The 22260-nt window shown below is 71.0% G+C and carries 19 protein-coding genes; 14 read left to right on the top strand and 5 right to left on the bottom strand.

Annotated elements, in window-relative coordinates:
• Positions 1-9: 9 nt before the first annotated feature.
• A complete protein-coding gene (locus WDZ95_RS05830) occupies positions 10-714 on the bottom strand; it encodes an aspartate/glutamate racemase family protein (RefSeq protein ID WP_425776879.1) in 705 nt (234 codons plus the stop codon).
• A 128-nt stretch (positions 715-842) separates the two neighbouring features.
• Between WDZ95_RS05830 and WDZ95_RS05825 the strand changes: the two genes are divergently transcribed.
• The 8 genes from WDZ95_RS05825 (at position 843) to WDZ95_RS05790 (ending at position 7736) form a co-directional block, all read left to right on the top strand.
• The gene (locus WDZ95_RS05825; RefSeq protein ID WP_425776877.1) at positions 843-1292 is read left to right on the top strand and encodes an SRPBCC family protein; all 450 of its coding nucleotides are present in this window, start codon (positions 843-845) and stop codon (positions 1290-1292) included.
• 42 nt (positions 1293-1334) lie between these two features.
• Complete coding sequence (locus WDZ95_RS05820; protein ID WP_166230086.1) at positions 1335-2042, top strand: TetR/AcrR family transcriptional regulator; 708 nt, start codon at positions 1335-1337, stop codon at positions 2040-2042.
• Positions 2043-2104: 62 nt separating this feature from the next.
• Positions 2105-2638 carry a TRAP transporter small permease gene (locus tag WDZ95_RS05815; protein WP_425776875.1) on the top strand — a complete coding sequence of 178 codons (534 nt, stop codon included), beginning with the start codon at positions 2105-2107 and terminating at the stop codon, positions 2636-2638.
• Positions 2635-3915: a TRAP transporter large permease subunit gene (locus tag WDZ95_RS05810; protein ID WP_425776873.1), complete on the top strand. Its 1281-nt coding sequence runs from the start codon at positions 2635-2637 to the stop codon at positions 3913-3915. The genes WDZ95_RS05815 and WDZ95_RS05810 overlap by 4 nt, the downstream gene beginning before the upstream one ends.
• A gap of 34 nt (positions 3916-3949) precedes the next feature.
• Entirely contained in the window at positions 3950-4957 is a 1008-nt protein-coding gene (locus WDZ95_RS05805; RefSeq protein WP_425776871.1) for a TRAP transporter substrate-binding protein, read from the top strand.
• A gap of 7 nt (positions 4958-4964) precedes the next feature.
• The gene (locus tag WDZ95_RS05800) at positions 4965-5840 is read left to right on the top strand and encodes a shikimate dehydrogenase family protein (protein ID WP_425776869.1); all 876 of its coding nucleotides are present in this window, start codon (positions 4965-4967) and stop codon (positions 5838-5840) included.
• Between the two features lie 61 nt (positions 5841-5901).
• A complete protein-coding gene (locus WDZ95_RS05795) occupies positions 5902-6834 on the top strand; it encodes a 4-hydroxyphenylpyruvate dioxygenase (protein WP_425776867.1) in 933 nt (310 codons plus the stop codon).
• On the top strand, positions 6831-7736 hold the full coding sequence (locus tag WDZ95_RS05790; protein ID WP_425776865.1) for a sugar phosphate isomerase/epimerase family protein: 906 nt from the start codon (positions 6831-6833) through the stop codon (positions 7734-7736). The genes WDZ95_RS05795 and WDZ95_RS05790 overlap by 4 nt, the downstream gene beginning before the upstream one ends.
• A gap of 4 nt (positions 7737-7740) precedes the next feature.
• Here the strand turns inward: WDZ95_RS05790 and WDZ95_RS05785 are convergent, their stop codons facing one another.
• From WDZ95_RS05785 to WDZ95_RS05770, 4 genes are read right to left on the bottom strand one after another with little or no spacing between them, the layout of a single operon-like run.
• Positions 7741-9042, bottom strand: coding sequence for a TRAP transporter large permease (locus tag WDZ95_RS05785; protein WP_425776863.1), 1302 nt, complete (start codon positions 9040-9042; stop codon positions 7741-7743).
• Positions 9039-9533 (bottom strand): TRAP transporter small permease, encoded by a 495-nt coding sequence (locus WDZ95_RS05780; RefSeq protein WP_287470217.1) that lies wholly within the window; start codon positions 9531-9533, stop codon positions 9039-9041. Before WDZ95_RS05780 ends, WDZ95_RS05785 begins: the two co-directional genes overlap by 4 nt.
• The gene (gene dctP, locus WDZ95_RS05775; RefSeq protein WP_425776860.1) at positions 9530-10522 is read right to left on the bottom strand and encodes a TRAP transporter substrate-binding protein DctP; all 993 of its coding nucleotides are present in this window, start codon (positions 10520-10522) and stop codon (positions 9530-9532) included. Before dctP ends, WDZ95_RS05780 begins: the two co-directional genes overlap by 4 nt.
• Before the next feature lie 58 nt (positions 10523-10580).
• The gene (locus WDZ95_RS05770) at positions 10581-11036 is read right to left on the bottom strand and encodes a type II 3-dehydroquinate dehydratase (RefSeq protein ID WP_166230101.1); all 456 of its coding nucleotides are present in this window, start codon (positions 11034-11036) and stop codon (positions 10581-10583) included.
• Positions 11037-11106: 70 nt separating this feature from the next.
• On the opposite strand from WDZ95_RS05770, the gene WDZ95_RS05765 reads away from it, so the two are divergent.
• From WDZ95_RS05765 to WDZ95_RS05740, 6 genes are all read left to right on the top strand, one after another.
• The gene (locus WDZ95_RS05765; RefSeq protein ID WP_166230103.1) at positions 11107-11901 is read left to right on the top strand and encodes an IclR family transcriptional regulator; all 795 of its coding nucleotides are present in this window, start codon (positions 11107-11109) and stop codon (positions 11899-11901) included.
• A gap of 2 nt (positions 11902-11903) precedes the next feature.
• Entirely contained in the window at positions 11904-12596 is a 693-nt protein-coding gene (locus WDZ95_RS05760) for an MgtC/SapB family protein (RefSeq protein ID WP_425776858.1), read from the top strand.
• Between the two features lie 227 nt (positions 12597-12823).
• Positions 12824-14035 carry a glycosyltransferase gene (locus tag WDZ95_RS05755; protein WP_425776856.1) on the top strand — a complete coding sequence of 404 codons (1212 nt, stop codon included), beginning with the start codon at positions 12824-12826 and terminating at the stop codon, positions 14033-14035.
• Positions 14020-14409 (top strand): response regulator, encoded by a 390-nt coding sequence (locus WDZ95_RS05750; protein WP_425776854.1) that lies wholly within the window; start codon positions 14020-14022, stop codon positions 14407-14409. Before WDZ95_RS05755 ends, WDZ95_RS05750 begins: the two co-directional genes overlap by 16 nt.
• A gap of 290 nt (positions 14410-14699) precedes the next feature.
• Positions 14700-21041: a PAS-domain containing protein gene (locus WDZ95_RS05745; protein WP_425776852.1), complete on the top strand. Its 6342-nt coding sequence runs from the start codon at positions 14700-14702 to the stop codon at positions 21039-21041.
• Positions 21038-22225: a sensor histidine kinase gene (locus tag WDZ95_RS05740; protein WP_425776850.1), complete on the top strand. Its 1188-nt coding sequence runs from the start codon at positions 21038-21040 to the stop codon at positions 22223-22225. Before WDZ95_RS05745 ends, WDZ95_RS05740 begins: the two co-directional genes overlap by 4 nt.
• The last annotated feature ends 35 nt before the right edge of the window (positions 22226-22260 follow it).

Genomic DNA, 22260 nt, shown 5'->3' with positions numbered 1-22260 from the left:
GGCCCGCGCTCAGCGCGCCTGCGCCAGCGCGTGCCGCAGCGCCGCGCGCGCGAGCAGGCGCGTCGAGTCCAGTGTGGGCAACGGCGAATTGGCGTCGCTCACGATCAGCGGGATCTCGGTGCAGCCCAGCACCACGGCGTCGCAGCCGCGCGCCTGCAGGCCCGCGATCACGGCGAGGAAGCGCGCGGTGGTCTCGGGCCGGAACACGCCCATCACCAGCTCGTCCATGATGAGCCGGCCGAGTTCGTCGCGCTCGGCGTCGCCCGGCCGCACGGCCTCGATGCCGCGCGAGCGCAGGGCCTCCGGGTAGACCTCGCTGCGCACCAGCCAGTGCGTGCCCGTGAGGCCCAGGCGGCGAAAGCCGCGCGCGCGGGCCTCGTCGGCCACCACCTCGGCGATGTGCAGCCAGGGCAGGGGCGAGTGCGGCCGCACCAGCGGCATGGCCTCGTGGATGGTGTTGTCGGGGCAGACCAGAAAGGCCGCGCCCGCGGCCTGCAGCCTGCGCGCCGAGTCCAGCATGAGATCGGCCACGGCCTGGCGGTCGCCGCGCTCGAGCGCCGCAACGTAGTCGGCCAGCGAGGCGCCGTGCAGCGCGATGTCGGGGTGGGCGTGCGGGCCCATGAGGGCCGGCGCTTCGGCGCACAGCGTGCGGTAGCACAGCGCGGCGCCTTCGGACGAGCAGGCCACGATGCCGATGGGAAGCGGGCGGGTCATGGCGCGACCTTATCAGGCGCGGCGCGATCTGATGAACGGCTGTCCACCGCGGCGTGGGCGAACCGTCGTCAGGGGCCATGGCCACAATGGCCATCGCCCGATCCCTTCAGACCCCCAGGAGAACCGCCATGCCCACCGGAACCGTCCGCCTCCACCGTGTGCTCACCGCGCCGCCGCAGCGCGTGTTCCGCGCCTTCGTCGAACCCGCGGCCCTGTGCCGCTGGCTGCCGCCCCATGGCTTCACGGCCGAGGTGCACCACATGGACGCGCGCGCCGGCGGCAGCCACCGCATGTCCTTCACCAACTTCGGCACCGGCCACACGCACGCCTTCGGCGGCGAGTACCTGGAGTTCGTGCCCGGCGAGCGGCTGCGCTACACCGACCGCTTCGACGACCCCAATCTGCCGGGCCAGATGCAGGTGACGGTGAGCTTCAAGGCCGTGTCCTGCGGCACCGCGCTCGAGGTGGTGCAGGAAGGCATTCCCGAGGCCATCCCGACCGAGATGTGCTACCTGGGCTGGCAGGAATCGCTCGAACAGCTCGCGAAGCTGGTGCAGCCCGAGATCCCCAACGGCTGAGCGAACGGCCGGTGGGGCGGTGGCGCGTCCTATACTGGCCAAATGAACGAACCGGTACATCGCAAACGCCCCACGCCCGCCCGTGCGCCCAAGGCGGCGGCGCGCAGCACCGGCGGCACGGGCCGCACGGGTCGCACCAATGACCCGGAACGCACCCAGGCCAACATCCTCGAAGTCGCCGAGATCGAGTTCGGCGAGAAGGGGCTTGCGGGCGCGCGCATCGACGAGATCGCCGAGGCCACGCAGACCTCCAAGCGCATGATCTATTACTACTTCGGCAGCAAGGAGGGCCTGTACCTCGCGGTGCTCGAAGAGGCCTACCGGCGCGTGCGCGAAGTCGAGGGCGAGCTGCACCTCGAAGACCTCGAGCCCGAGGACGCGCTGCGCCGCCTCGTGGCCTTCACCTTCGACCACCACCTGCACCACGAGAGCTACATCCGCCTCGTGATGGCCGAGAACATCAACCGCGGCGAGTTCCTCGCGCAGAGCCCGCGCATCCAGGAGCTCAACGTGCCTGCGATCGCGGCGATCAAGCGGCTCTACGAACGCGGCGTCAAAAGCGGCGTGTTCCGCAAAGGCCTGGACCCGGTGGACATCCACGCCTCGATCTCGGCGCTGAGCTTCTTCAACGTCTCCAACCGCCACACCTTCGGGCTGATCTTCAAGCTCGACCTGCTCTCGCCCGCCTACATCGCGCAACGGCGCGAGAACGTGGTGGAGATGGTGGTGCGCTTCGTGCGAAAACCCTAGGGTTTACCCGCGCATAGAAAACTAACCAGTTCGTACAAAATCGATCGCAGGAGACGAATCCCGTGATCGACAAACTCATCGATGCCCTTTGCCGCGCCTTCAGCTGGCTCATGGTGGCCTGCATGGCGCTCATGGTCTGCATGGTGTTCGGCAACGTGGTGCTGCGTTACGGCTTCAATGCCGGCATCACCGTGTCGGAAGAGCTCTCGCGCTGGCTCTTCGTCTGGATGACCTTCCTGGGGGCCGTGGTGGGTCTGCACCGCCGCGCGCACCTGGGCACCGACATGCTGCTCGCCGCGCTCAAGCCCGCGGGCCAGAAGGTCTGCTTCATCCTCGCGCACCTGCTCATGCTGTTCATCAGCGTGCTCATGGTGCAGGGCGCCTGGGCGCAGACCGTGATCAACCTGGGCACCACCAGCGCGGCGATGGAGGTGCCGGTGGCCGGGCTCTACGCCTCGGGCGTGGTGTTTTCGGTGCTGGCGACGGTGGTGCTGCTCAACAACCTGTGGCGCCTGATCACCGGCCGCCTGCATCCCTCTGAACTCATCGGCGTGCGCGAGTCGGAAGACCAGCCCGCGGCGCAGGAGCGGCCATGACCATCACCATCTTCCTCGTGGCACTGCTCGGGGCCATGGCCCTGGGCGTGCCCATCGCGTTCTCGCTGCTGGTCTCGGGCGTGGCCCTGATGTGGCACCTGAACATGTTCGATCCGCAGATCCTGGCGCAGAACGTGATCGAGGGCGCCAACAGCTTCCCGCTGCTGGCCGTGCCCTTCTTCATGCTCGCGGGCGAGATCATGAACGCGGGCGGACTGTCGCGGCGCATCGTGAACCTGGCCATCACGCTCGTGGGCCACGTGCGCGGCGGCCTGGGCTACGTGGGCATCATGGCCGCGGTGATGATGGCCGCGCTCTCGGGCTCGGCCGTGGCCGACGCGGCGGCGCTGTCGGCGCTGCTGCTGCCCATGATGAAGCGCGCCGGCTACAACCCCGCGCGCTCGGCGGGCCTGCTGTCGTCGGCCTCCATCCTTGCGCCCATCATTCCGCCCAGCATCGGCTTCGTGATCTTCGGCGTTGCGGCCAACGTGTCGATCTCGCGCCTGTTCATGGCCGGCATCGCGCCCGGCATCATGCTGGGCGCGGCGCTGTGGCTCACCTGGTGGTGGCTGGTGCGGCACGACAAGATCGAGGCCACGCCGCGCGCCAGCATGGCCGAGGTGCGCGCCGCGCTCAAGGACGCGCTGCTGGCGCTGGGCCTGCCGGTGATCGTGGTGGTGGGCCTGAAGTTCGGCGTGTTCACGCCCACCGAGGCCGCCGTGGTGGCCGCCGTGTACGCGCTGGTCATTTCGCTGTTCGTCTACCGCGAGCTCAAGATCCCGCAACTGGGCGAGGTCTTCCTCAGCGCGGCGCAGACCACCGCGGTCGTGATGTTCCTGGTGGCCGCGGCCATGGTCTCGGCCTGGATGATCACCGTGGCCAACCTGCCCGGCGAGCTCATCGCGCTGCTGCAACCGCTGCTCGACAGCCCCACGCTGCTGCTGATCGCGATCATGGTCATCACCATGCTGGTGGGCACGGCCATGGACATGACGCCCACCATCCTGATCCTCACGCCGGTGTTCATGCCGCTCATCAAGGCGGCGGGCATCGACCCGGTGTACTTCGGCGTGCTGTTCATGATCAACAACGCCATCGGCCTCATCACCCCGCCCGTGGGCACGGTGCTCAGCACCGTGGCCGGCGTGGGCAAGGTGAGCATGGACGCGGTCACCAAGGGCGTGTGGCCCTTCATGGCGGTGCAGTTCGCGCTCATGTTCCTGTTCGTGCTGTTCCCCTCGCTCATCACCGTGCCCGCCCGCTGGTTCTACGGCTGAACCGGCCTTCAACGACCACCCCTGGAGACGACCCATGAAACGCCACTTCCTCAAGACCACGATCGCCGCGCTGGCCCTGGCCGCCATCGGCCTGGCCGGCAGCGCGCACGCGCAGAGCCGCAACATCAAGTTCGTGAACCAGAACGCCAAGGGCCATCCCATCGTGATGGGCATGGACAAGTTCGCCGAGATCGTGGACGCGAAATCGGGCGGCAAGATCAAGGTCACGGTGTTCCCGGGCGGCGCCCTGGGCAGCGACCAGGCCAACGTGTCGGCGCTGCAGGGCGGCTCGATCGAGATGGCCTCGATGAACTCGGGCATCTTCGCGAGCCTGGTCAAGGAGTTCGCGGTCTACGACTTTCCCTTCCTGTTCGCCAACGCGCGCGAGGCCGACGCCGTGGTCGACGGCGCCTTCGGCAAGTCGCTGCACGCCAAGCTCGAAGAAAAGGGCCTGGTGGGCCTGGGCTACTACGAACTGGGTTTTCGCCACATCTCCAACAGCAAGCGCCCCATCAACAAGGTCGAAGACATCGCCGGCCTGAAGCTGCGCGTGATCCCCAACCCGATCAACATCGACTGGGTGAACGCGCTGGGCGCCAACCCCACGCCGCTGCCCTTCCCCGAGCTCTACGCCGCGCTGGAGCAGAAGGCGGTGGACGGCCAGGAGAACCCGGTGGCCACCATCAATGGCGCCAAGCTCTACGAGGTGCAGAAGCACCTGGCGCTCACGAGCCACCAGTACAACCCGCAGTCCATCGTGGTGAGCAAGAAGTTCTGGGACGGTCTGTCGGCCGACGAGAAGAAGCTGCTGCAGGACGCGGCCAACGAGTCCATCAAGTACCAGCGCGAACAGTCGCGCGCGGCGGCCGCGGGCATCCTCGATCAGCTCAAGAAGGCCGGCATGCAGGTCACCGAGCTGCCGCCGGCCGAGGTGGCCAAGCTGCGCGACAAGATGAAACCCGTGATCGCCAAACACTCGGCCGCGGTGGGCGAGGCCACGGTGCAGTCGCTCATGGCCGAGCTCGACAAACTGCGCAAGTAAGCCCCGCATGAACGCTCGCCTGCCCGCGGCGGGCCGCATCGACGGCCACACCGAGTTGATCGTGCACCTGGGCTACCCCACGCACAGCTTCAAGGCGCCGCTGATCTACAACCCGTACTTCGCGGCCGCGAACATCAACGCCGTGGTGGTGCCCATGGCCTGCCGCGGCCCGGCGCTGCCGGTGCTGCTGCCCGCGCTGTTCGGGCTCGACAACGTGCGCGGCGCGCTCATCACCATGCCGCTGAAGGTGAGCGTGATGGCGCTGCTCGACACGGTGTCGCCCACCGCGCGCGTGGCCGGCGCCTGCAACGCGGTGCGGCGCGACGCCGAGGGCCGCCTGGTGGGCGACATGTTCGATGGCGAAGGCTTCGTGCGCGGCCTGCTGCGCAAGGGCCTGGTGCTCGCCGGCGCCTCGGCGCTGGTGGTGGGCAGCGGCGGCGTGGGCTCGGCCATCGCGGCCTCGCTCGCGGCCGCGGGCGTGCAGCGGCTTGCGCTGTTCGATGTGAACCCCGCCGCGGCCGAGGGCCTGGCCGCGCGCCTGCGCACCGAGTACCCGGCGCTGCAGGTGGGCACCGGCGAGCGCGACCCCGCGGGCCACGACCTGGTGGTCAACGCCACGCCGCTGGGCATGGAGCCCGGCGATCCGCTGCCGGTGGACGTGCAACGCCTCGATCCGCGCACCTTCGTCGGCGAGGTGGTGATGCGCCAGCGCATGACCGCCTTCCTGAGCGCCGCGCAGGCGCGCGGCTGCCGCGTGCAGGTGGGCTCGGACATGCTGTTCGAGCAGATCCCCGCCTACCTCGACTTCTTCGGCTTTCCCACCACCACGGCCGAGCACCTGCGCGAACTCGCGTGGCTCGAACCGCAGGAGGACACCCCATGAGCGCCGCCGGGCCGTTCCCAAGGCGCTCAGCCCCGCAGTGCGCAGCACGGAGGACCTTCCAATGAGCGCCTGGCTGCTCGACCCCGCCCCCACCCGCGAGCCGCTGCAGGCCTCGCACAGCGACGCGCACAACCCGATCGGCCTCGACGGCATCGAGTTCATCGAATACACCACGCTCAAGCCCCAGGCCCTGGGCCAGGTGCTCGAGATGATGGGCTTCCAGCCCGTGGCACGGCACCGCTCGCGCGAGGTGCTGCTGTACCGCCAGGGCGGCCTGAACATCGTGGTGAACGCGAACCCGGTGGACGCGCTGGGCGCAGCCCACGGCGGTCCGCAGCCCGTGATCGGCGCCGTGGGCCTGCGCGTGCGCGACGCGCGCGCCGCGCGCGAGTACGTGCTCTCGCGCGGCGGCTGGGAGGTGCCCACGCACCCCGAGGCCATGGAGCTCAACATCCCCGCGATCCACGGCGTGGGCGGCAGCCGCCTGCACCTGATCGACCGCTGGCGCGACTTCTCCATCTACGACGTCGACTTCGTGCCCATCCCGGGCGTGGAGCGCCAGCCGCCCGCGCTGTTCCCGCTGCGCTTCTTCGGCCTGGTGCAGTACATCGGCCTGGCACGCAGCCCCGACTGGACCGCCTTCTACGAAACCCTGCTGGGCGCCACGCCCATTCCCGACGAGCAGCGCTTCGGCATCATGCCCGCGGGCCAGCTCATGCGCGTGCCTGCGCAGCAGCCGGGCAACGGCTTCCTGCTGCAGCTGGTGGAGCCCGCGGTGGACGCGCTCGACGGCGACGCCGAGCGCGAGAGCTGGCAACGCATCGGCCTGGGCGTGCCCGACGTACTGGCCGCGGTGCGCACGTTGCGCGCGCGTGGCGTGGAATTCGTCGAGTCCGAGGCTGCACATTCGGACCAGCGCGGCGCCATCACCAAGGCCTACCTGGGCAGCGTGGTGTTCGAACTGGTGCAGGACCCGCTCGCCGCACAGCCATGAACCACAGCCGCAGCATCGAAGAGGCCGTGCGCGGCTTCGGCATGGACACCATCACGCTCGCGGGCCCGCTCAAGGCCAAGCTGCAGGCGATGCGCGAGGCCGGCTTCAGCCAGGTGATGCTCAAGGCCAACGACCTCGTGGGCCACCCCGAGGGCTGGCAGGCCGCGGTGCGCGAGGTGCGCGAGAGCGGCCTGCGCGGCACGGGTTTCCAGGTGTTGCGCGATTTCGAGGGCCTCTCGGGCCACCTGCACGAGTACAAGCTCGACATCGCCAAGACCATGCTGCAGATGTGCGCCGCGCTCGGCAGCAAGGTGCTGCTGGTGTGCTCGTCCACCTCGGCCCATGCCTCGCAAGACCTCGACCACCACGCGCGTGACCTGCGCAAGCTCGCGATGCTGGCGCTGCCGCTGGGCATCCGCATCGCCTACGAAGGCCTCTCGTGGGGCCGCACGGTGAACGAATACACCACCGCCTGGGACGTGGTCTGCCGCGCCGACTGCCCCAACCTGGGCATCGGTCTCGACTCCTTCCACATGCTCGCGGCCAAGACCCCGCTGGACGCGCTGGCCGACATCGACCCCGACAAGATCTTCCTGGTGCAGCTCTCGGACTTCCTGTGGCAGGAGGCGCGCACCTTCGAGGAACGCATGACCACGGCGCGCACGTACCGCGTGTTCCCGGGCGAGGGCGTGCACACGCCGCAGATCATCGAACTGGTGCAGGCCCTGGACCGCATGGGCTACGTGGGCGACCACAGCTTCGAGGTCTTCAACGACGACTACCAGCAGATGCCGCTGCCCATGGTGTGCGACCGTGCGCGCCGCTCGGCGCTCTGGCTGGCCGAGGACGTGCTGCGGCGCTCGCTGCCGCTGCCCGGTCAGCTGCGGCTGCGCACGGCCTGAGGCTTCAGCCCGTGTAGCCCGCCAGGCGCGGCAGCCAGAGCACGAAGTCGGGCCAGAAGGTGGTGATGCCCAGGGCCACCAGCATCACGCCCAGGAAGGGCAGGCACTCGCGCACCAGCGCACCCATGGGCACCTCGGCGATCTTGGTCATCATGAACAGCAGCAGGCCATAAGGCGGCGTGACCAGGCCGATCATCACGTTGAGCACGGCCACCACGCCGAAGTGCACCGGGTCCACGCCCAGCGCCACGGCCGTGGGCAGCAGCACCGGCAGGATCACCAGGATGATGGTCGAGCCTTCGAGGAAGGCGCCCAGCACCAGCAGCAAGAGGTTGGCCAGCAGCAGGAAGCCCACCGGTGACAGGTCCAGCCCCCGCATCAGCGTGCTCAGCGAGGCCGGGATGTTCTCGGAGGTGATCACGAAGTTGAACACCGTGGCGCCCGCGATCAGGATGCCGATGGAGATGCTGGTGCGCGCGCTCTGCTGCAGCGATTCGTACACGTCGCGCAGCGACAGGCTGCGGTAGTAGAAGGCCGCGATCAGCAGCGCGTAGGCGGCGGCCACGCCCGCGGCCTCGGTGGGCGTGGTGATGCCGCTGTAGAGGCAGCCGAGCAGCAGCACCGGCATCATCAGCGCCGGCAGGGCCGCGCGCGTCACGCGCGGCAGCTCGCGCAGGGGCGTCGGCTCTTCCACCGGAAAGCGGCGCGTGCGCGCCTGGTGGTGGATCAGGGCCATCTGCACCGCGCCCAGCAGCAGGCCGGGCAGCACGCCGGCCAGGAACAGGTAGCCGATGGAGGTGCCCGACACCAGCGCATAGAGCACCAGCGGAATGGACGGCGGCAGGATGGGGCCGATGACCGCCGACACCGCGGTCAGCGCCGCCGCGAAGGCCGGCGGGTAGCGGCCGTCGCGCGTCATCATGGCCTGCATGAGCTTGCCCGAGCCCGCCGCGTCGGCCAGCGCCGAGCCCGACATGCTCGCGAACACCACGCTCTGCAGCACGTTCACCTGCGCCAGGCCGCCGGGGAAGCGCCCCACCAGCGCGTTGCACCAGCGCAGCAGGCGGTCGAGCACGCTGCCCGAGCTCATGAGGCTGGCGGCCAGGATGAACAGCGGAATGGCCAGCAGCAGGTAGCTCGAATACGTGCTGTTGAGCAACTGCTCGGCCGCGCTGCCCATGTCCATGCCCTTGAGCCACAGGTACAGGATGGAGCCGCCGATCATGGCCTGGCCGATGGGCACGCCGAGCAGGCTCAGCAGCACGATGGCGGCCAGCGCCATCGAAAAGGGACTGGTGGGGTTCACAGCGAACCTATGTGGGTCGAGGCCTCGGCGTCGCGTCCGCGCAGCGCGTTGAACACCAGCCACAGGTGGCGCGCGATGACCGCAACCGCGAACAGCAGGTAGACCGAGTAGAGCCAGTTGAAGGGGATCTTGAGGTACGAGGTTTTCTCGACCTTCATGAAGCTCACGTAGTCCCAGGTGGCGGGCAGCGCGAGCGCGAACAGCAGCACCGTGGCGATGGAGCCCAGCGAGGCCAGCACGCGCTGCGTGCGCCGGCCGAACAGCGCGCGCAGCAGGTCGATGCGGATCTCTTCGGCGTCGCGCAGCACGAAGGCCGCGCCCCAGAGGATCAGCCACAGCCAGGCCACGAGCGAAATCTCGGCGGTCCAGCCCACCGGCAGATCGAACAGGTAGCGCAGCGCGATCTGCAGGATGAAGGCGAGGAAGATCACCGCGAGCAGGGCGGCCGCAACCGCCTCCGCCGCGCGCGCCAGCAACGCAAAGGCCTTCACTTGATCGCCGCGATCTTGTCGAGCACGCCCGGCGCCCAGGCCTTGGCCTCGTCGGAGGCCAGGTAGATCTTCTGCGCGTGCTCACGGAAAGCCGCGATGTTGGGCGTGTACACGTCCAGCCCCTGGCGGCGCAGGCCCTCGGCCAGCTCGGCCTCGCGCTTGACGTGTTCGGCCGCGCTCCAGGCCATGGCCTTGTCGGCCGCGGCCTGGAAGGCGCGCTGCTTGTCGGCCGACATGGCCTGCCAGGTCTTGAGGTTGAGCGTGAGCAGGTCGAAGCTCACCAGGTGCGAGGTCAGCACCACCTGGCCCATGACTTCGTAGAACTTCATGTTCTGCACGTTGGGCAGCGGGTTGTCCTGGCCGTCCACGGTGCCGGTCTGCAGGCCGGTGTAGGTCTCGGCATAGGCCAGCGGCGTGGGATTGGCGCCGAGCGAGCGGCCCAGCAGCTGCCAGGCGTCGCCCGCGGGCATGCGCAGCTTCACGCCGGCGAGGTCGGCCGGCACATTGACCTTCTTCTTGCCGCGCAGGCCCACGTGGCGCGTGCCGAAGAAGGTCGGCCCGAGGATCTTCACGCGCAGCTGGTCTTCCACCTGCTTCTTCATCTGCGCGCCCAGATCGCTCGCGAAGAAGGCCGAGAGGTGGTTGGCGTCGCGGAACAGGTAGGCCGAGGTCAGCACCGACCACGCCGGCACCTGCTTGGCGATGTCCTGCGGCGCGATGTTGCCCATCTCGAGGTTGTCGCGCTGCAGCGCTACCAGCTCGGTGCCCTGGCGGAACAGCGTGGCGTTGAGGTGCGGCTCGATGACGTGATCGGGCGCGATGTCGGCGCTCAGGCGCTTGATCATCTCGGCGCGGATGTCGGTGTCGGAAAACACCGCGGCAAAGCGCAGTTTGGTCTGGGCGCGGGCCAGGCCCGGCACCAGCGCGGCGGCGGCCAGGCCGGCGCCCACGCACAGGGCGGTGCGGCGATCGATGACAGCAGGCTTCATGGTGGGTGTCTCCGTGTGGTTGTGGTGGGGGAACAGAAAACGGGGCGGCCTTGCACCGTCAAGCGGCGGGCGCGGCTTCGCGCAGGCGCTGTGCAATGGCGTGCAGCGCGAGCTCGTAGCCGATCGGGCCCAGGCCGCAGATCACGCCCGTGGCGCCGATGGCCGTCACCGACTGCTGGTACATCGGCTCGCGGCGGTGCAGGTTGGTGATGTGCACCTCGACCACGGGCAGGTCCAGCGTCTTGAGCGCGTCCAGCAGCGGGATGGAGCGAAACGACAGGCCCGCGGGGTTGATCACCACGGCCGCGCCCGCGGCGCGCGCTTCCTGTACCCAGTCGACCAGCACGCCCTCGTGGTTCGATTGCCGGAACACGCAGCCCAGCCCGAGTTCGGCCGCAAGCGCGGTGCAGCGCTGCTCCACCTGCGCGAGCGTGGTGTGGCCGTAGAGGTGCGGCTCGCGGATGCCCAACAGGTTGAGGTTGGGGCCATTGAGGATGTGGACGCTTGGCTTCATGATGGGGGCGATTTTTGGGTCGCCGCAGGAAACACTTTCCGAACTGGAAACTCTTTTCGATATACGAAAAATGAACCTCGCCCTGGACCGCGGCCTCTCGCTGCTCGAACACCTGGCCCGCCACCCCGACGGCCTGCCGCTCGCGCTGATGGCCGAAGAGCTCGACATTCCCCTGAGCGCCTGCCACCGCCTGCTATCGGATCTGCAGCACCGCGGCTACGTGCGGCAGAAGCGCAAGCAAGGCGACTACCAGCTCACCACCAAAGTGGTGTCGATCGGCCTGGGCTACCTGAGCCATGGCGGGCTGGTCGACATCGCGGGCCCCCTGCTCGAGCGGCTCGCACAGCAATCGGGCGAGCTGGTGCGGCTCTCGATCGTGGACGATGACCGCCTGACCTTCGTGGCCAAGGCCCAGGGCGAGCGCCAGCAGGGCGTGCGCTACGACCCCGACATGGGCGCGGACGTGTGGCTCTCGTGCTCGGCCTCGGGCCATGCGTGGCTGGCCACGCTGAGCGACGAGCGCGCGGTGGCGCTGGTGGCGCGCCAGGGCTATGGCAGCACGCGCGACTTCGGCCCCAAGGCGCCCACCACCATCAAGGCCCTGCTGGGCTTTCTGCACGCCGCGCGTGTGCGCGGCTACGCCATGATCGACGAGGTGTTTGCACCGGGCATGTGCGCCATGGCCGCGCCGGTGCTGCGGCGCCAGCAGTGCATCGGCGTGATCAGCATCGCGGGCCCGCGCTCGCGCCTGGGGCCTGCGGCCATGCAGGCCCTGGCACCGTCCTTGCTGGCGGCTGCCGCTGAACTCGGGCCCGTGAGCAATGCCTCGGGCCTGTTCGGTCGACCGCCCCTGGGCAAAGGATGAACATGAACCCCCTGTACCTCGAAGTGGCCGTGCACCTGCTGAGTGCGATGGTGGCGGGCGGCCTGATCGGCCTGGAGCGCAGCTACCACGGCCGCCCCGCGGGCTTTCGCACGCACACGCTGGTGTGCCTGGCGTCGAGCCTGCTGATGCTGGTGACGGTGTACCAGGGCTACTGGTTCGGCGGCGAAGCCGCCAAGGGCCAGGTGACCATGGACCCGACGCGCATGGCGCAGGGCATCATGACCGGCATCGGCTTCCTCGGCGCGGGCGTGATCTTCAAAGAGGGCCTGTCGGTGCGCGGCCTGACCACCGCGGCCTCGATCTGGGTGACGGCGGCCATCGGCGTGCTGATGGGCGTGGGCTTTTACTTCGCGGGCGTGCTCGCCACGGTGCTCACGCTCGGGGTGCTGGTGGTGTTCCACCGCATCGAGCAGCGCCTGCCCACGCACATCTATGCGCAGCTCAACGTGCGCTTCGGCCGCGAGCAGGCCATGCTCGAAGCCGAGCTGCGGCAGTTGCTCACCGAGCACGGCTTCACGATCGCCAACCTGAGCTACCGGCTCGAAGACGGCGACGCCTTCGAGTACCGGATGATGGTGCGCACGCGCAAGCCCGAGCAACTCGCGGTGCTGGCGCGCAGCCTGAGCGGCTTGAAGGCGGTGCAGCAGTTCCGGTTGTCGCCGACGGGGGATTGAGGGGCTTGCGCGCTGGGCGCTTCGGGCGTGTCAGGGCGGTGGCGGTGGCCGGGCCGGTCGTCCGAGCATCGCAGGGAACCCCGCAGGGGCACGGCACCGAAGCCGCCCCGCCACAGCGCCCGCCCCAGGCACCCGCCCACCCGCCGGCGTGAACCCCCCCCCACCCTGAAACCCCACCGACACCCGCCCGTCACACAAACGTCGCATCCGCCCCCTAGCCTGCGCCCATGCAGCAGGTCGACCTCGTCTATTTCAACGCCGGCGGCGGCCACCGCGCGTCCGCGCTCGCCTTGCAGGCCGTGCTCAAGGAGCAGGCCCGCCCCTGGAACGTGCGCCTGGTCAACCTGTTCGAGGTGCTCGACCCCCAGGGCCGCTTCCGCCAGCTCACCGGCATGGCCCCCGAAGACTGGTACAACCGCCGCCTCGCGCGCGGCTGGACCCTTGGCATGGCCCAGGAGCTCAAGCTGCTGCAGGCGCTGATCCGCGTCTCGCACCCCACGCTCACGCGCCGCCTCGCCGCCCACTGGCGCGGCACCCGGCCCGATCTGGTCGTTTCGCTGATCCCCAACTTCAACCGCGCGATGTGCGCCGCGCTCGCGCAGGCCCGGCCCGGCGTGCCCTACGCCACCGTGCTCACCGACCTCGCCGACCACCCGCCGCATTTCTGGATCGAACCCGGCCAGCCCCAGCACCTCATCTGCGGCACCCCGCGCGCCGTGCAGCAGGCCCTGGCGGCGGGCCACCCGCCCGGGCGCGTGCACGCCACCAGCGGCATGATCCTGCGGCCCGACTTCTACCGACCGCCCGTGGCCGACCGCGCCGCCGCGCGACGCGCCCTCGGGCTCGACCCCGATCGCCCCACCGGCCTGGTGCTGTTCGGTGGCCACGGCTCGCGCGCCATGCTCACCCTCGCGCGGCAATTGCCCGGCGTGCAGCTCATCCTCATCTGCGGCCACAACGCGGCGCTGGCGCGCCGGCTGCAGGCCCTGCCCGCGCCCGCCCCGCGCCACGTGGTGGGCTTCACCACCGAGGTGCCGCAGCTCATGGACCTGGCCGATTTCTTCATCGGCAAGCCCGGCCCCGGCAGCGTGAGCGAGGCGGTGCAGCGCGGCCTGCCCGTGATCGTGGTCGACAACGCCTGGACCATGCCGCAGGAGCGCTACAACCCGCAGTGGGTGCTCGAACACGGCCTGGGCCTGGTGGCGCGCAGCCACCGCGGCATCGGGGCCGCGGTGAGCGCCCTGCTGGCCGATCTGCCGGCCTTCCGGGCGCGCGTGGGCGCGCAGCGCAACCGGGCGTTGTTCGAGGTGCCGCAGCTGCTGGCGGGGCTGCTGGCCGGGGATCCGGCGGGGGAGGAGACAGGGGAGCGGGCGCGGCCCGCGTACAGTTCGGGTTTTGCGCCCGAATGCCCCCTGGAGCCCGAATGTCCACCCGCGTGATGATGGTCGACGACAACGACAGCGACCTGCTCTACACCCGCGTCACGCTGCAACGCTGCGGCGAACCCTGTGAAGTCCTGGCCTTCGAGCGCGCCCAGGACGCCCTGAACCACCTGGCCCGGCCCGACCACGGCGTGGCCCTGATCCTGCTCGACATCAACATGCCCGTGATGGACGGCTTCGCCTTCCTCGACGCCTTCGAGGCGCTGCCGCCTGCGCAGCGCGGCGGGGCCTCGGTGGTCATGCTGTCGTCTTCGTCCGACCCGGCCGACCGCGAACGCGCCCAGGCCTACCAGAGCGTCACGGGCTACCTCATCAAGCCGCTCGACCGCGGCGAGGCGGCCGCGTTGCTGCGCCGCACCGCCGGCCAGTGAGCCCGGGGCGCCGCAGGGCGCCTGGCCAGTGGGCCCGGGGCGCCGCACGGCGCCCGGCCGGCGCACCCGGGCGCCGCACGGCGCCTGGCCGACGCACCCGGGCGCCGCACGGCGCCTGGCCGACGCATTTGGGCCGCCTCCACCCTTCATTTCTGCGCCGCGCTGCCGAATCAGGCCGGTAGCATCGCGTGTGCTGGCCCCGTCGCGGGCGCTCGCACCGCACCGGTCGCTGCCTGCAGCCGCCGGACCGTTGAACCCACGCGGGCCCGCGGGCCCGGGAGCCGCAGGAATTGAACAAGGGCTGGCGCCAGACGCCGCGTGGCCGGGCCTGGATGGCCTGGGGCCTGGGGGTGATGCTCAGCGCGGTCATCGCGGGCTGGGCGCACCTGGACTGGCGTGCGCGCGTCCAGGAACGCCTTGAGAGCGACACCACCGAGGTGGTGCAGCGCATCGAGGACCGGCTGCGCCTGTACGAGTACGGCCTGCGCGGCGCGCGCGGCGCGATCGCCGCGGCCGGCGGCGCCGACATCCGGCGCCGCGCCTTCGAGGCCTACGTGGGCACGCGCGACCTCACCACCGAATTCCCGGGCGCGCGCGGTTTCGGTTTCATCCGCCGCGTGCCGGCCGATCGCCTGACCGACTTCGAGATCGCCATGCGCGCCGACGGCCAGCCCTCGTTCCGGGTGCGCCAGTTCGACGCCCACGAGGGCGACCGCATGGTGGTGCAGTACCTGTACCCCACCCAGGAAAACCTGGGCGGGCCGGGGCTGGACATCGGCTCCGAACCGTTGCGCCGGGAGACCGCGATGGCCGCGGCCCAGACCGGGCGCGCCCGCCTGACGCCGCCGGTGGCGCTCGACCTCGGGGTGGACCGCTCGCGCCGCGGCCTGCTGCTGCTGGTGCCGGTGTACCGCGCCGATCCGGGCGCCGACCCGCAGACCCGCTGGAGCGAAACCGTGGGCTGGGTGTACGCGCCCCTGGTGTTCGACGAGGTGCTGTCGCAGCTCGGCCCGCGCGCGCACGAGGTGCAGATCGAGCTCACCGACGGCGCCGACCTCGCGCCCTTCCACCAGCGCGCCGGCACAGGCGCGGTGGTGCCCGGCTTCGAGCACTCGGTGCCCCTCTCGGTGCACGGACGCCAGTGGACCGTGCGCACGCGCGCCACCACCGCGCTGGTCGACGGCGTGGCCGGTGCACCGCCGCTCACCGTGTTCGCCTACGGTGTGCTGCTGGTCAGCGCGCTGGCCGCGGCCTTGTACCTGTGGATGGTGGGCCAGCGCGAAGAGGCGGCCCTCGCCCCCGAGCGGGCCGCCACGGGGGAGCCGCGGGTGGCCGCCGTGCGCGCGGCCGTGGGCCTGTGGACCTTTTTCGGCAGCACGCTGTTTCGCCGCAGCCTGCTGGTCAGTGCGCTGGTGCTCTCGCTCTGGGCCTTCGTGGGCTACCGCCTCGAGCTCGGCCAGGCGGTGAGCGAGCGCCAGCGCGTGCTCGACGACAGCGCGCGCGCCTTCGCCAGCACCACGCAGGCACAGCAGGCCTATCGCCGCCGCTCGCTGAGCTTCATCGCCGGTGCGCCCGCGGTCAGTGACGCGCTGCATGCGCTCGACCACGGCGGCATCGATCCGCGCGGCCGCGCGGCGCAGGCGCAATGGGAAGCGCGGTTGCAGCAGTTCTTCGTCGGTTTCCTCGAGACCACGCCCGACGTGTACCTGGTGCGCCTGGTGGCGCTGGCCGACGGCGGCCGCGAGCTGGTGCGCGTGCAGCGCAACGACAGCGGCGTGCACGTGGTGCCGCACACCATGCTCGAGCAGCACGACAGCCTGCGCGACCTGCGCGACGCGCAGCGGCTCGGGCCGGGGCAGGTGTACACCTCGGACCTGTCGCTGCACCGCGAGGGCGGCCAGGTGGCCGTGCCGCACCGCGCCGCCATGCGCTACGCCACGCCGGTGTTCAACGAGGCCAACCTGCCTGTGGCCCTGGTGGTCATGCACGTGGACCGCGACCGGGTGGCCCAGCAGTTCCCCGCGCGGCCGCCGGCCGGCGCCGCGGTCACGGTCACCAACGCCGCGGGCGACTACGTGCACCACCCCGATCCCTCGCGCCAGTTCGGTTTCGACCTGGGCAAGCCGCGCCGCTGGCAGGACGACCACGAACGTGTGCCGCCCTACCGCGCGGGCGGCGCGCCGCGCTGGTCCGACGCCACCGACGGCGTGCTGCTGGTGGGCATGGCCGAGGCGCGCGCCAACCCCGAAACCGACGTCGGCGTGCTGCGCTTTCACGTCTCGCTGCCGCAGCGCGAGGTCGAGGCCCAGGCCTGGGCCGGCCTGCGCCACCGCCTGCCCTACCTGGCGGTGGCGCTGCTCGCGGGCCAGGTGGTGCTGTACCTGTACTGGGTGAGCGTGCGCCGGCGCGAGGAAGCGCGCCGCCAGCGCCTGCGGCTCGCCGCCATCGTGGAGCAGACCAGCGACGCCATCATCGGCCTCGACAACGACGGCGCCATCACCTCGTGGAACCGCGGGGCGCAGGTGCTGTTCGGCTACAGCGCCGAGGAGGCCGCGGGCCGAACGCTCGAATCGCTGGTGGTGCCGCCCGACGACGAGGGCGCCGAGGTGGAGGTGCAAGGCGAGCAGGGCGCGGGCGACGCGCCGCACATGGAGCGCTGGCTGCGCACGCGCGACGGCCGCCGCGTCGAGGTCTCGATCACGCTGTCGCCCATCTTCGCGCCCGACGGCAGTGCCGCGGGTGCCGCGGCGATCGTGCGCGACATCACCGACGAGCGCGCCGCGCAGCGCGAGGTGATCCTGCTCAACGAAAGCCTGGAGCAGCAGGTGCGCGAGCGCACCGCGAGCCTGTCGCACGAGCGCCAGCGGCTCGAGAACATCATCCGCGGCACCAACGCCGGCACCTGGGAATGGAACGTGCAGACCGGCGAGCGCCGCTACAACGCGCGCTGGGCCGAGATGCTGGGCCACACGCTGGCCGAGGTCGAGGCCTTGGGCCCCAACATCTGGCACCAGCTGGTGCACCCCGAAGACAAGGACCGCTCGAGCGCCGAGCTCAACCGCCACTTCGCGGGCGAGATCGACCTCTACGAGTGCGAGCTGCGCATGCGCCACCGCGATGGCCACTGGGTCTGGATCCTGGACCGCGGCCGCGTGAACAGCTGGACCGACGACCACCAGCCGCTGTGGATGTACGGCACGCACCGCGACATCACGGCCGCCAAGGAGGCCCAGCAGCGCCTGGCCGCGAGCGAGGCGCTGCTCAACCGCACCGGCCGCGTGGCCGGCGTGGGCGGCTGGCAGTTCGACCTCAAGGCCTGGACGGTGGTGTGGACGCCGCAGATGTACGCCATGCACGAGCTCGCGCCCGACCACCCGATCGAGCCCTCGATGCCGCTGCGCTTCTACGAAGGCGAGGCGCGCCGCACGCTGCTGCAGGCCCTGCGGCTGGCGCGCAAGGAGGGCGAACCCTTCGACGTCGAGGTGCAGTTCACCACCGCGCGCGGCAACCCGCGGCGCGTGCGCCTGGTGGGCGAGCCGATCTACGACGAGACCATGACGGTCTCGCAGATCGTGGGCGCCATGCAGGACGTGACCGAGCGCCACCTGATGGAAGCCGAGCTGCTGCGCATCAACGCGCTGCAGCACAGCATCCTCGAACACATGCCCTGCGCGCTCAGCGCCTTCGACGCCGACCTGCGCCTGGTGGCCTGGAACACCGAGTTCGTGAGCCTGCTCGGCCTGGGCGCGCTGTTCGCGCGCGGCGTGCCGAGCTACGAGGAAATCATGCGCTTCAACGCCCTGCGCGGCGAGTACGGCCCGTGCGACGTGGAGGTCATGGTGGCGCAGCTGGTCGAGCGCGCGCGCCACCCGGTGGCGCACCGCTTCGAGCGCGTGCGCCCCGACGGCACGCCGATCGAGATCCGCGGCACGCCCATGCCGGGGGGCGGCTTCGTCACCACCTACATGGACATGAGCGAGCGCAAGCGCGCCGAGCAGAACGTGGCGCGCAGCGAGGCCCTGCTGCGCGGCGCCATCGACACGGTGGACGAGGCCTTCGTCATCTACGACCCCGACGACCGCCTGCTGCTGTGCAACGACAAGTACCGCGAGCTCTACGCGCTGGTGATCGACAAGCTGCAGCCCGGCACGCCGTTCGAGGACATCATCCGCGCCAGCCACGCGCGCAGCCAGATCGTCGACATGGACGGCCTGGGCGAAGGCGCCGACTGGGTCGAGCACCGCATCGAGCTGCACCGCGCGGGCAACAGCGCCTTCGTGCAGCGCCTGCGCGGCGGCCGCGTGGTGCGCATGCTCGAGAACCGCATGCCCGACGGCCACACCGTGGGTTTCTGCATCGACATCACCGACCTCGTGGCCGCCACCGACGCGGCCGAGGCGGCGTCGCGCGCCAAGGGCGAGTTCCTGGCCAACATGAGCCACGAGATCCGCACGCCGCTGCACGCCATCATCGGTCTGTCGCACCTCATGGGCGACACGCCGCTGACCGCGCGCCAGCAGCAGTTGCTGGCCAAGTCGCAGATGGCGAGTCAGTCGCTGCTGGGCATCGTCAACGACGTGCTCGACATGGCCAAGATCGAGGCCGGCGCGCTCACGCTCGAAGAAGCACCCTTTGCGCCGGCTTCGCTGCTCGCCGAGCTCGACGCCGTGTTCCGCCAGCAGGCCGAGACCAAGGGCCTGAAGCTGCTGGTGCAGGGCGACGCCAGCCTGCCCGCGCAGGTGCGCGGCGACGCGCTGCGGCTGCGCCAGATCCTCACCAACCTGCTGGGCAACGCGCTCAAGTTCACGGCCGAAGGCGGCATCGACGTGCGGCTGCGCGCCGAAGCGGCCGGGCCCGGCGGGGTGCGCCTGCTCGGCGAGGTGGTCGACAGCGGCGAAGGCATTCCGCCCGAGGTGCAGGCCCGCCTGTTCCAGCCTTTCTCGCAGGCCGACGCCTCGACCTCGCGCCGCCACGGCGGCACCGGCCTGGGCCTGTCCATCGTGCGCCGCCTGGTCGAGCTCATGGACGGGCGCATCGGCGTCGAGAGCACGCCGGGCCAGGGCAGCCGCTTCTGGTTCGAGGTGCTCATGCACGCCGACAGCGCGCTGCCCGCACCGGGCAGCGCCGCGCTCGAGGTGCTGGTGGTCGACGACGTGGCCGGCGAGCGCCAGGCCCTGGTCGACATGGCGCGCGCCTTCGGCTGGCGCACCGAATCGTGCGAATCGGCCGAGGCCATGCTGGCCTGGGCCGAGCGCCGCGTGGCCCAGGGCCAGCCGCTGCCCGATGCGATGCTGGTCGACTGGCAGCTGCAGAACGAGCAGGGTGAGGGCATGGACGGCCTGCAGGCCCTGGCCGCGCTGGCCGAGCGCTTCGGCCTCGAACGCCTGCCGGCCGCGCTCATGGTCTCGGCCAGCGAACGCGAGCGCGTGGCCCGCGAAGACCGCCTGCGCCTGGCCGACGACATCCTCACCAAGCCCGTCAACGCCTCGGTGCTGTTCAACGCGGTGCACCAGGGCGTGGTGGCGCGCCACGGCCACAGCGGCCGCGTGCTGCAGTCGCAGCGCGCGCCGCAGGCGCCGCAGGGGCAGCGGCTCGCGGGTGCGCGCCTGCTGGTGGTCGACGACAGCGAGATCAACCAGGAGATCGCCATGCACATGCTGCTGCGCGAAGGCGCGCAGGTGTTCCTGGCCGGCAACGGCCGCGAGGCCCTGGCCGTGCTGCGCGACGATCCCGCGGGTTTCGACGTGGTGCTGATGGACGTGCAGATGCCCGAGCTCGACGGCCTGCAGGCCACGCGCCAGATGCGCGAGGACGATGCGCTGCGCGAACTGCCCGTGATCGCGCTCACCGCGGGCGCGCTCGCCGAGGAGCGGCGCCGCGCCATGGAAGCCGGCATGGACCGTTTCCTCACCAAGCCGCTCGACCCCGAGCAGCTGATGGCCACGGTGGGCGAGCTGCTCGACCTGCGCGGCGTGGTCCGCCAGGCGGCCCCGGCCGCGGCCAGCGCGAACGCGCCGGCGCTGGCCAGCGACTGGCCCACCATCGACGGCATCGACGCCGAACAGGCCGCGCGCCGCCTCGGCAGCGACCAGGGCCTGTTGCGCCGCAGCCTGCGCCGCCTGATCGACGAGTTCGGCGCGCTCGCCGACGAGACCCTGCCCGACAACCTGCCCGACGTGGAGCGCCAGCGCCTGGCCGCGCGCGTGCACAAGCTGCGCGGCGGCGCCGGCCTGATCGCCGCCGACGCGCTGCACCGGCGCGCCGGCACACTGGAGAACGCGCTGCGCGACGGCGCCACCACGCTCGCGCTGGCCGAGCCCTGGCAGGCCATGCAGGCGGCGCTGCGCCGCCTCATGCTGGCCGCCGGCCACTGGCTGCAGCAAAGCGAACCGGCCGCCCAACCCGCGGCCGACGTGGCGCCGGCCGACGACGCGGCCGTGGCCAGCCTGCACGCGCTGCTCGACCAGCACGACCTCGAAGCCCTGAGCCACTTCGAGACCCAGCGCGGCCCGCTGCAGGCGCGGCTGGGTTCGCCGCGCTTCGGCGAACTCGCCGAACGCATCGAGGCGCTGGACTTCGGCGCCGCCGCGGCGCTGCTCGGCGCCGAACTCTCGGGCGGAGGGGCCTCATGAACGACGCGGTGCTGCCCGACATCCTGATCGTCGACGACGACCCCGGCATGGTGCAGGCGCTGGCCAAGGTGCTGCGCCCGCTGGGCCGGCTGCGCTTTGCCACCCACGGCCACGACGCGTTGCGCCGCATCGCCGAAAGCGTGCCCGACCTGGTGCTGCTCGACGCGCAGATGCCCGGCCTCTCGGGCTTCGAGGTGCTCGACGCCATCAAGGCCGATCCGGTGCTCGCGGGCCTGCCCGTGATCATGGTCACCAGCCACGCCGAGGCCGATTTCGAGCAGGCGGGCCTCGACAAGGGCGCGGCCGACTTCATCGCCAAGCCCATCCACCCCGCGATCGTGCAGGCGCGCGCGCGCACCCAGCTGCGCCTGAAGCAGGCCAACGACCAGCTCAAGCAGATGTCGGCCATGGACCGCTTCAAGCTCGCGGTGGCGGTGGAAGACCTGCGCGAAAGCCACGACCGCCTGCAGCGCACCGCCGACCAGCTGCGCCAGGCCAACGAAAGCCTGGTGCAGTTCGTGCGCATCGCCTCGCACGACCTGCGCGAGCCGCTCAACACCATCGCGCAGTTCGTGGGCCTGATCGACGAAGACCACGGCGCGCTGCTGCCGCCCGACGCGCACCAGTACATGCGCCTGGTGCTGCGCGCCAGCGAGCGCATGCGCACCCTGCTCGACGACGTGGTGCGCTACGCGCGGCTGCAGGGCGGCGAGCCCGAGCGCCCGGTCGAGGTGGCGCTGGACCGTGTGCTCGCCGAGCTGCGCGACGCGCTCGCGGCGCGCGTGGCCGCCACCAACGCCGAGCTCACGATCGAGCCGCTGCCCGTGGTCATGGGCCACCCCAACCTGCTCGCGCTGCTGTTCCAGAACCTGCTCACCAACGCCATGAAGTTCGTGCCGCGCGAGCGCACGCCGCGCGTGCACGTGAGCGCCAGCGCGCGCAACGGCTGGGCCACGGTGCGGGTGCAGGACAACGGCCTGGGCATCGCGCCCGAGCACCTGGGCCGGCTGTTCCAGCCCTTTCAACGCCTGCACCTCAAGAGCGAATACGAAGGCACCGGCCTGGGTCTGGCGCTGGCGCGCCAGATCGCCGAAGCGCACGGCGGCGGCATCGTGGCGCAGAGCGAGCCCGGGCAGGGCGCGTGCTTCGTGGTGTCGCTGCCACTGGCCACGCCGGCCACCTGATTGATACCAGAGCAGGGTATGCTGCCGCGGCGCGA

The organism is Hydrogenophaga sp. T2 (genome assembly GCF_049843535.1).
GTDB lineage: Bacteria > Pseudomonadota > Gammaproteobacteria > Burkholderiales > Burkholderiaceae_C > Hydrogenophaga > Hydrogenophaga crocea.
This window is presented reverse-complemented; position numbering and strand designations above follow the sequence as displayed.

Coding starts and splice junctions, on each gene's coding strand:
- WDZ95_RS05830 (WP_425776879.1), bottom strand. CDS start 714: ATGACCCGCCCGCTTCCCATCGGCATCGTGGCCTGCTCGTCCGAAGGC.
- WDZ95_RS05825 (WP_425776877.1), top strand. CDS start 843: ATGCCCACCGGAACCGTCCGCCTCCACCGTGTGCTCACCGCGCCGCCG.
- WDZ95_RS05820 (WP_166230086.1), top strand. CDS start 1,335: ATGAACGAACCGGTACATCGCAAACGCCCCACGCCCGCCCGTGCGCCC.
- WDZ95_RS05810 (WP_425776873.1), top strand. CDS start 2,635: ATGACCATCACCATCTTCCTCGTGGCACTGCTCGGGGCCATGGCCCTG.
- WDZ95_RS05805 (WP_425776871.1), top strand. CDS start 3,950: ATGAAACGCCACTTCCTCAAGACCACGATCGCCGCGCTGGCCCTGGCC.
- WDZ95_RS05800 (WP_425776869.1), top strand. CDS start 4,965: ATGAACGCTCGCCTGCCCGCGGCGGGCCGCATCGACGGCCACACCGAG.
- WDZ95_RS05795 (WP_425776867.1), top strand. CDS start 5,902: ATGAGCGCCTGGCTGCTCGACCCCGCCCCCACCCGCGAGCCGCTGCAG.
- WDZ95_RS05790 (WP_425776865.1), top strand. CDS start 6,831: ATGAACCACAGCCGCAGCATCGAAGAGGCCGTGCGCGGCTTCGGCATG.
- dctP (WP_425776860.1), bottom strand. CDS start 10,522: ATGAAGCCTGCTGTCATCGATCGCCGCACCGCCCTGTGCGTGGGCGCC.
- WDZ95_RS05770 (WP_166230101.1), bottom strand. CDS start 11,036: ATGAAGCCAAGCGTCCACATCCTCAATGGCCCCAACCTCAACCTGTTG.
- WDZ95_RS05765 (WP_166230103.1), top strand. CDS start 11,107: ATGAACCTCGCCCTGGACCGCGGCCTCTCGCTGCTCGAACACCTGGCC.
- WDZ95_RS05760 (WP_425776858.1), top strand. CDS start 11,904: ATGAACCCCCTGTACCTCGAAGTGGCCGTGCACCTGCTGAGTGCGATG.
- WDZ95_RS05755 (WP_425776856.1), top strand. CDS start 12,824: ATGCAGCAGGTCGACCTCGTCTATTTCAACGCCGGCGGCGGCCACCGC.
- WDZ95_RS05750 (WP_425776854.1), top strand. CDS start 14,020: ATGTCCACCCGCGTGATGATGGTCGACGACAACGACAGCGACCTGCTC.
- WDZ95_RS05740 (WP_425776850.1), top strand. CDS start 21,038: ATGAACGACGCGGTGCTGCCCGACATCCTGATCGTCGACGACGACCCC.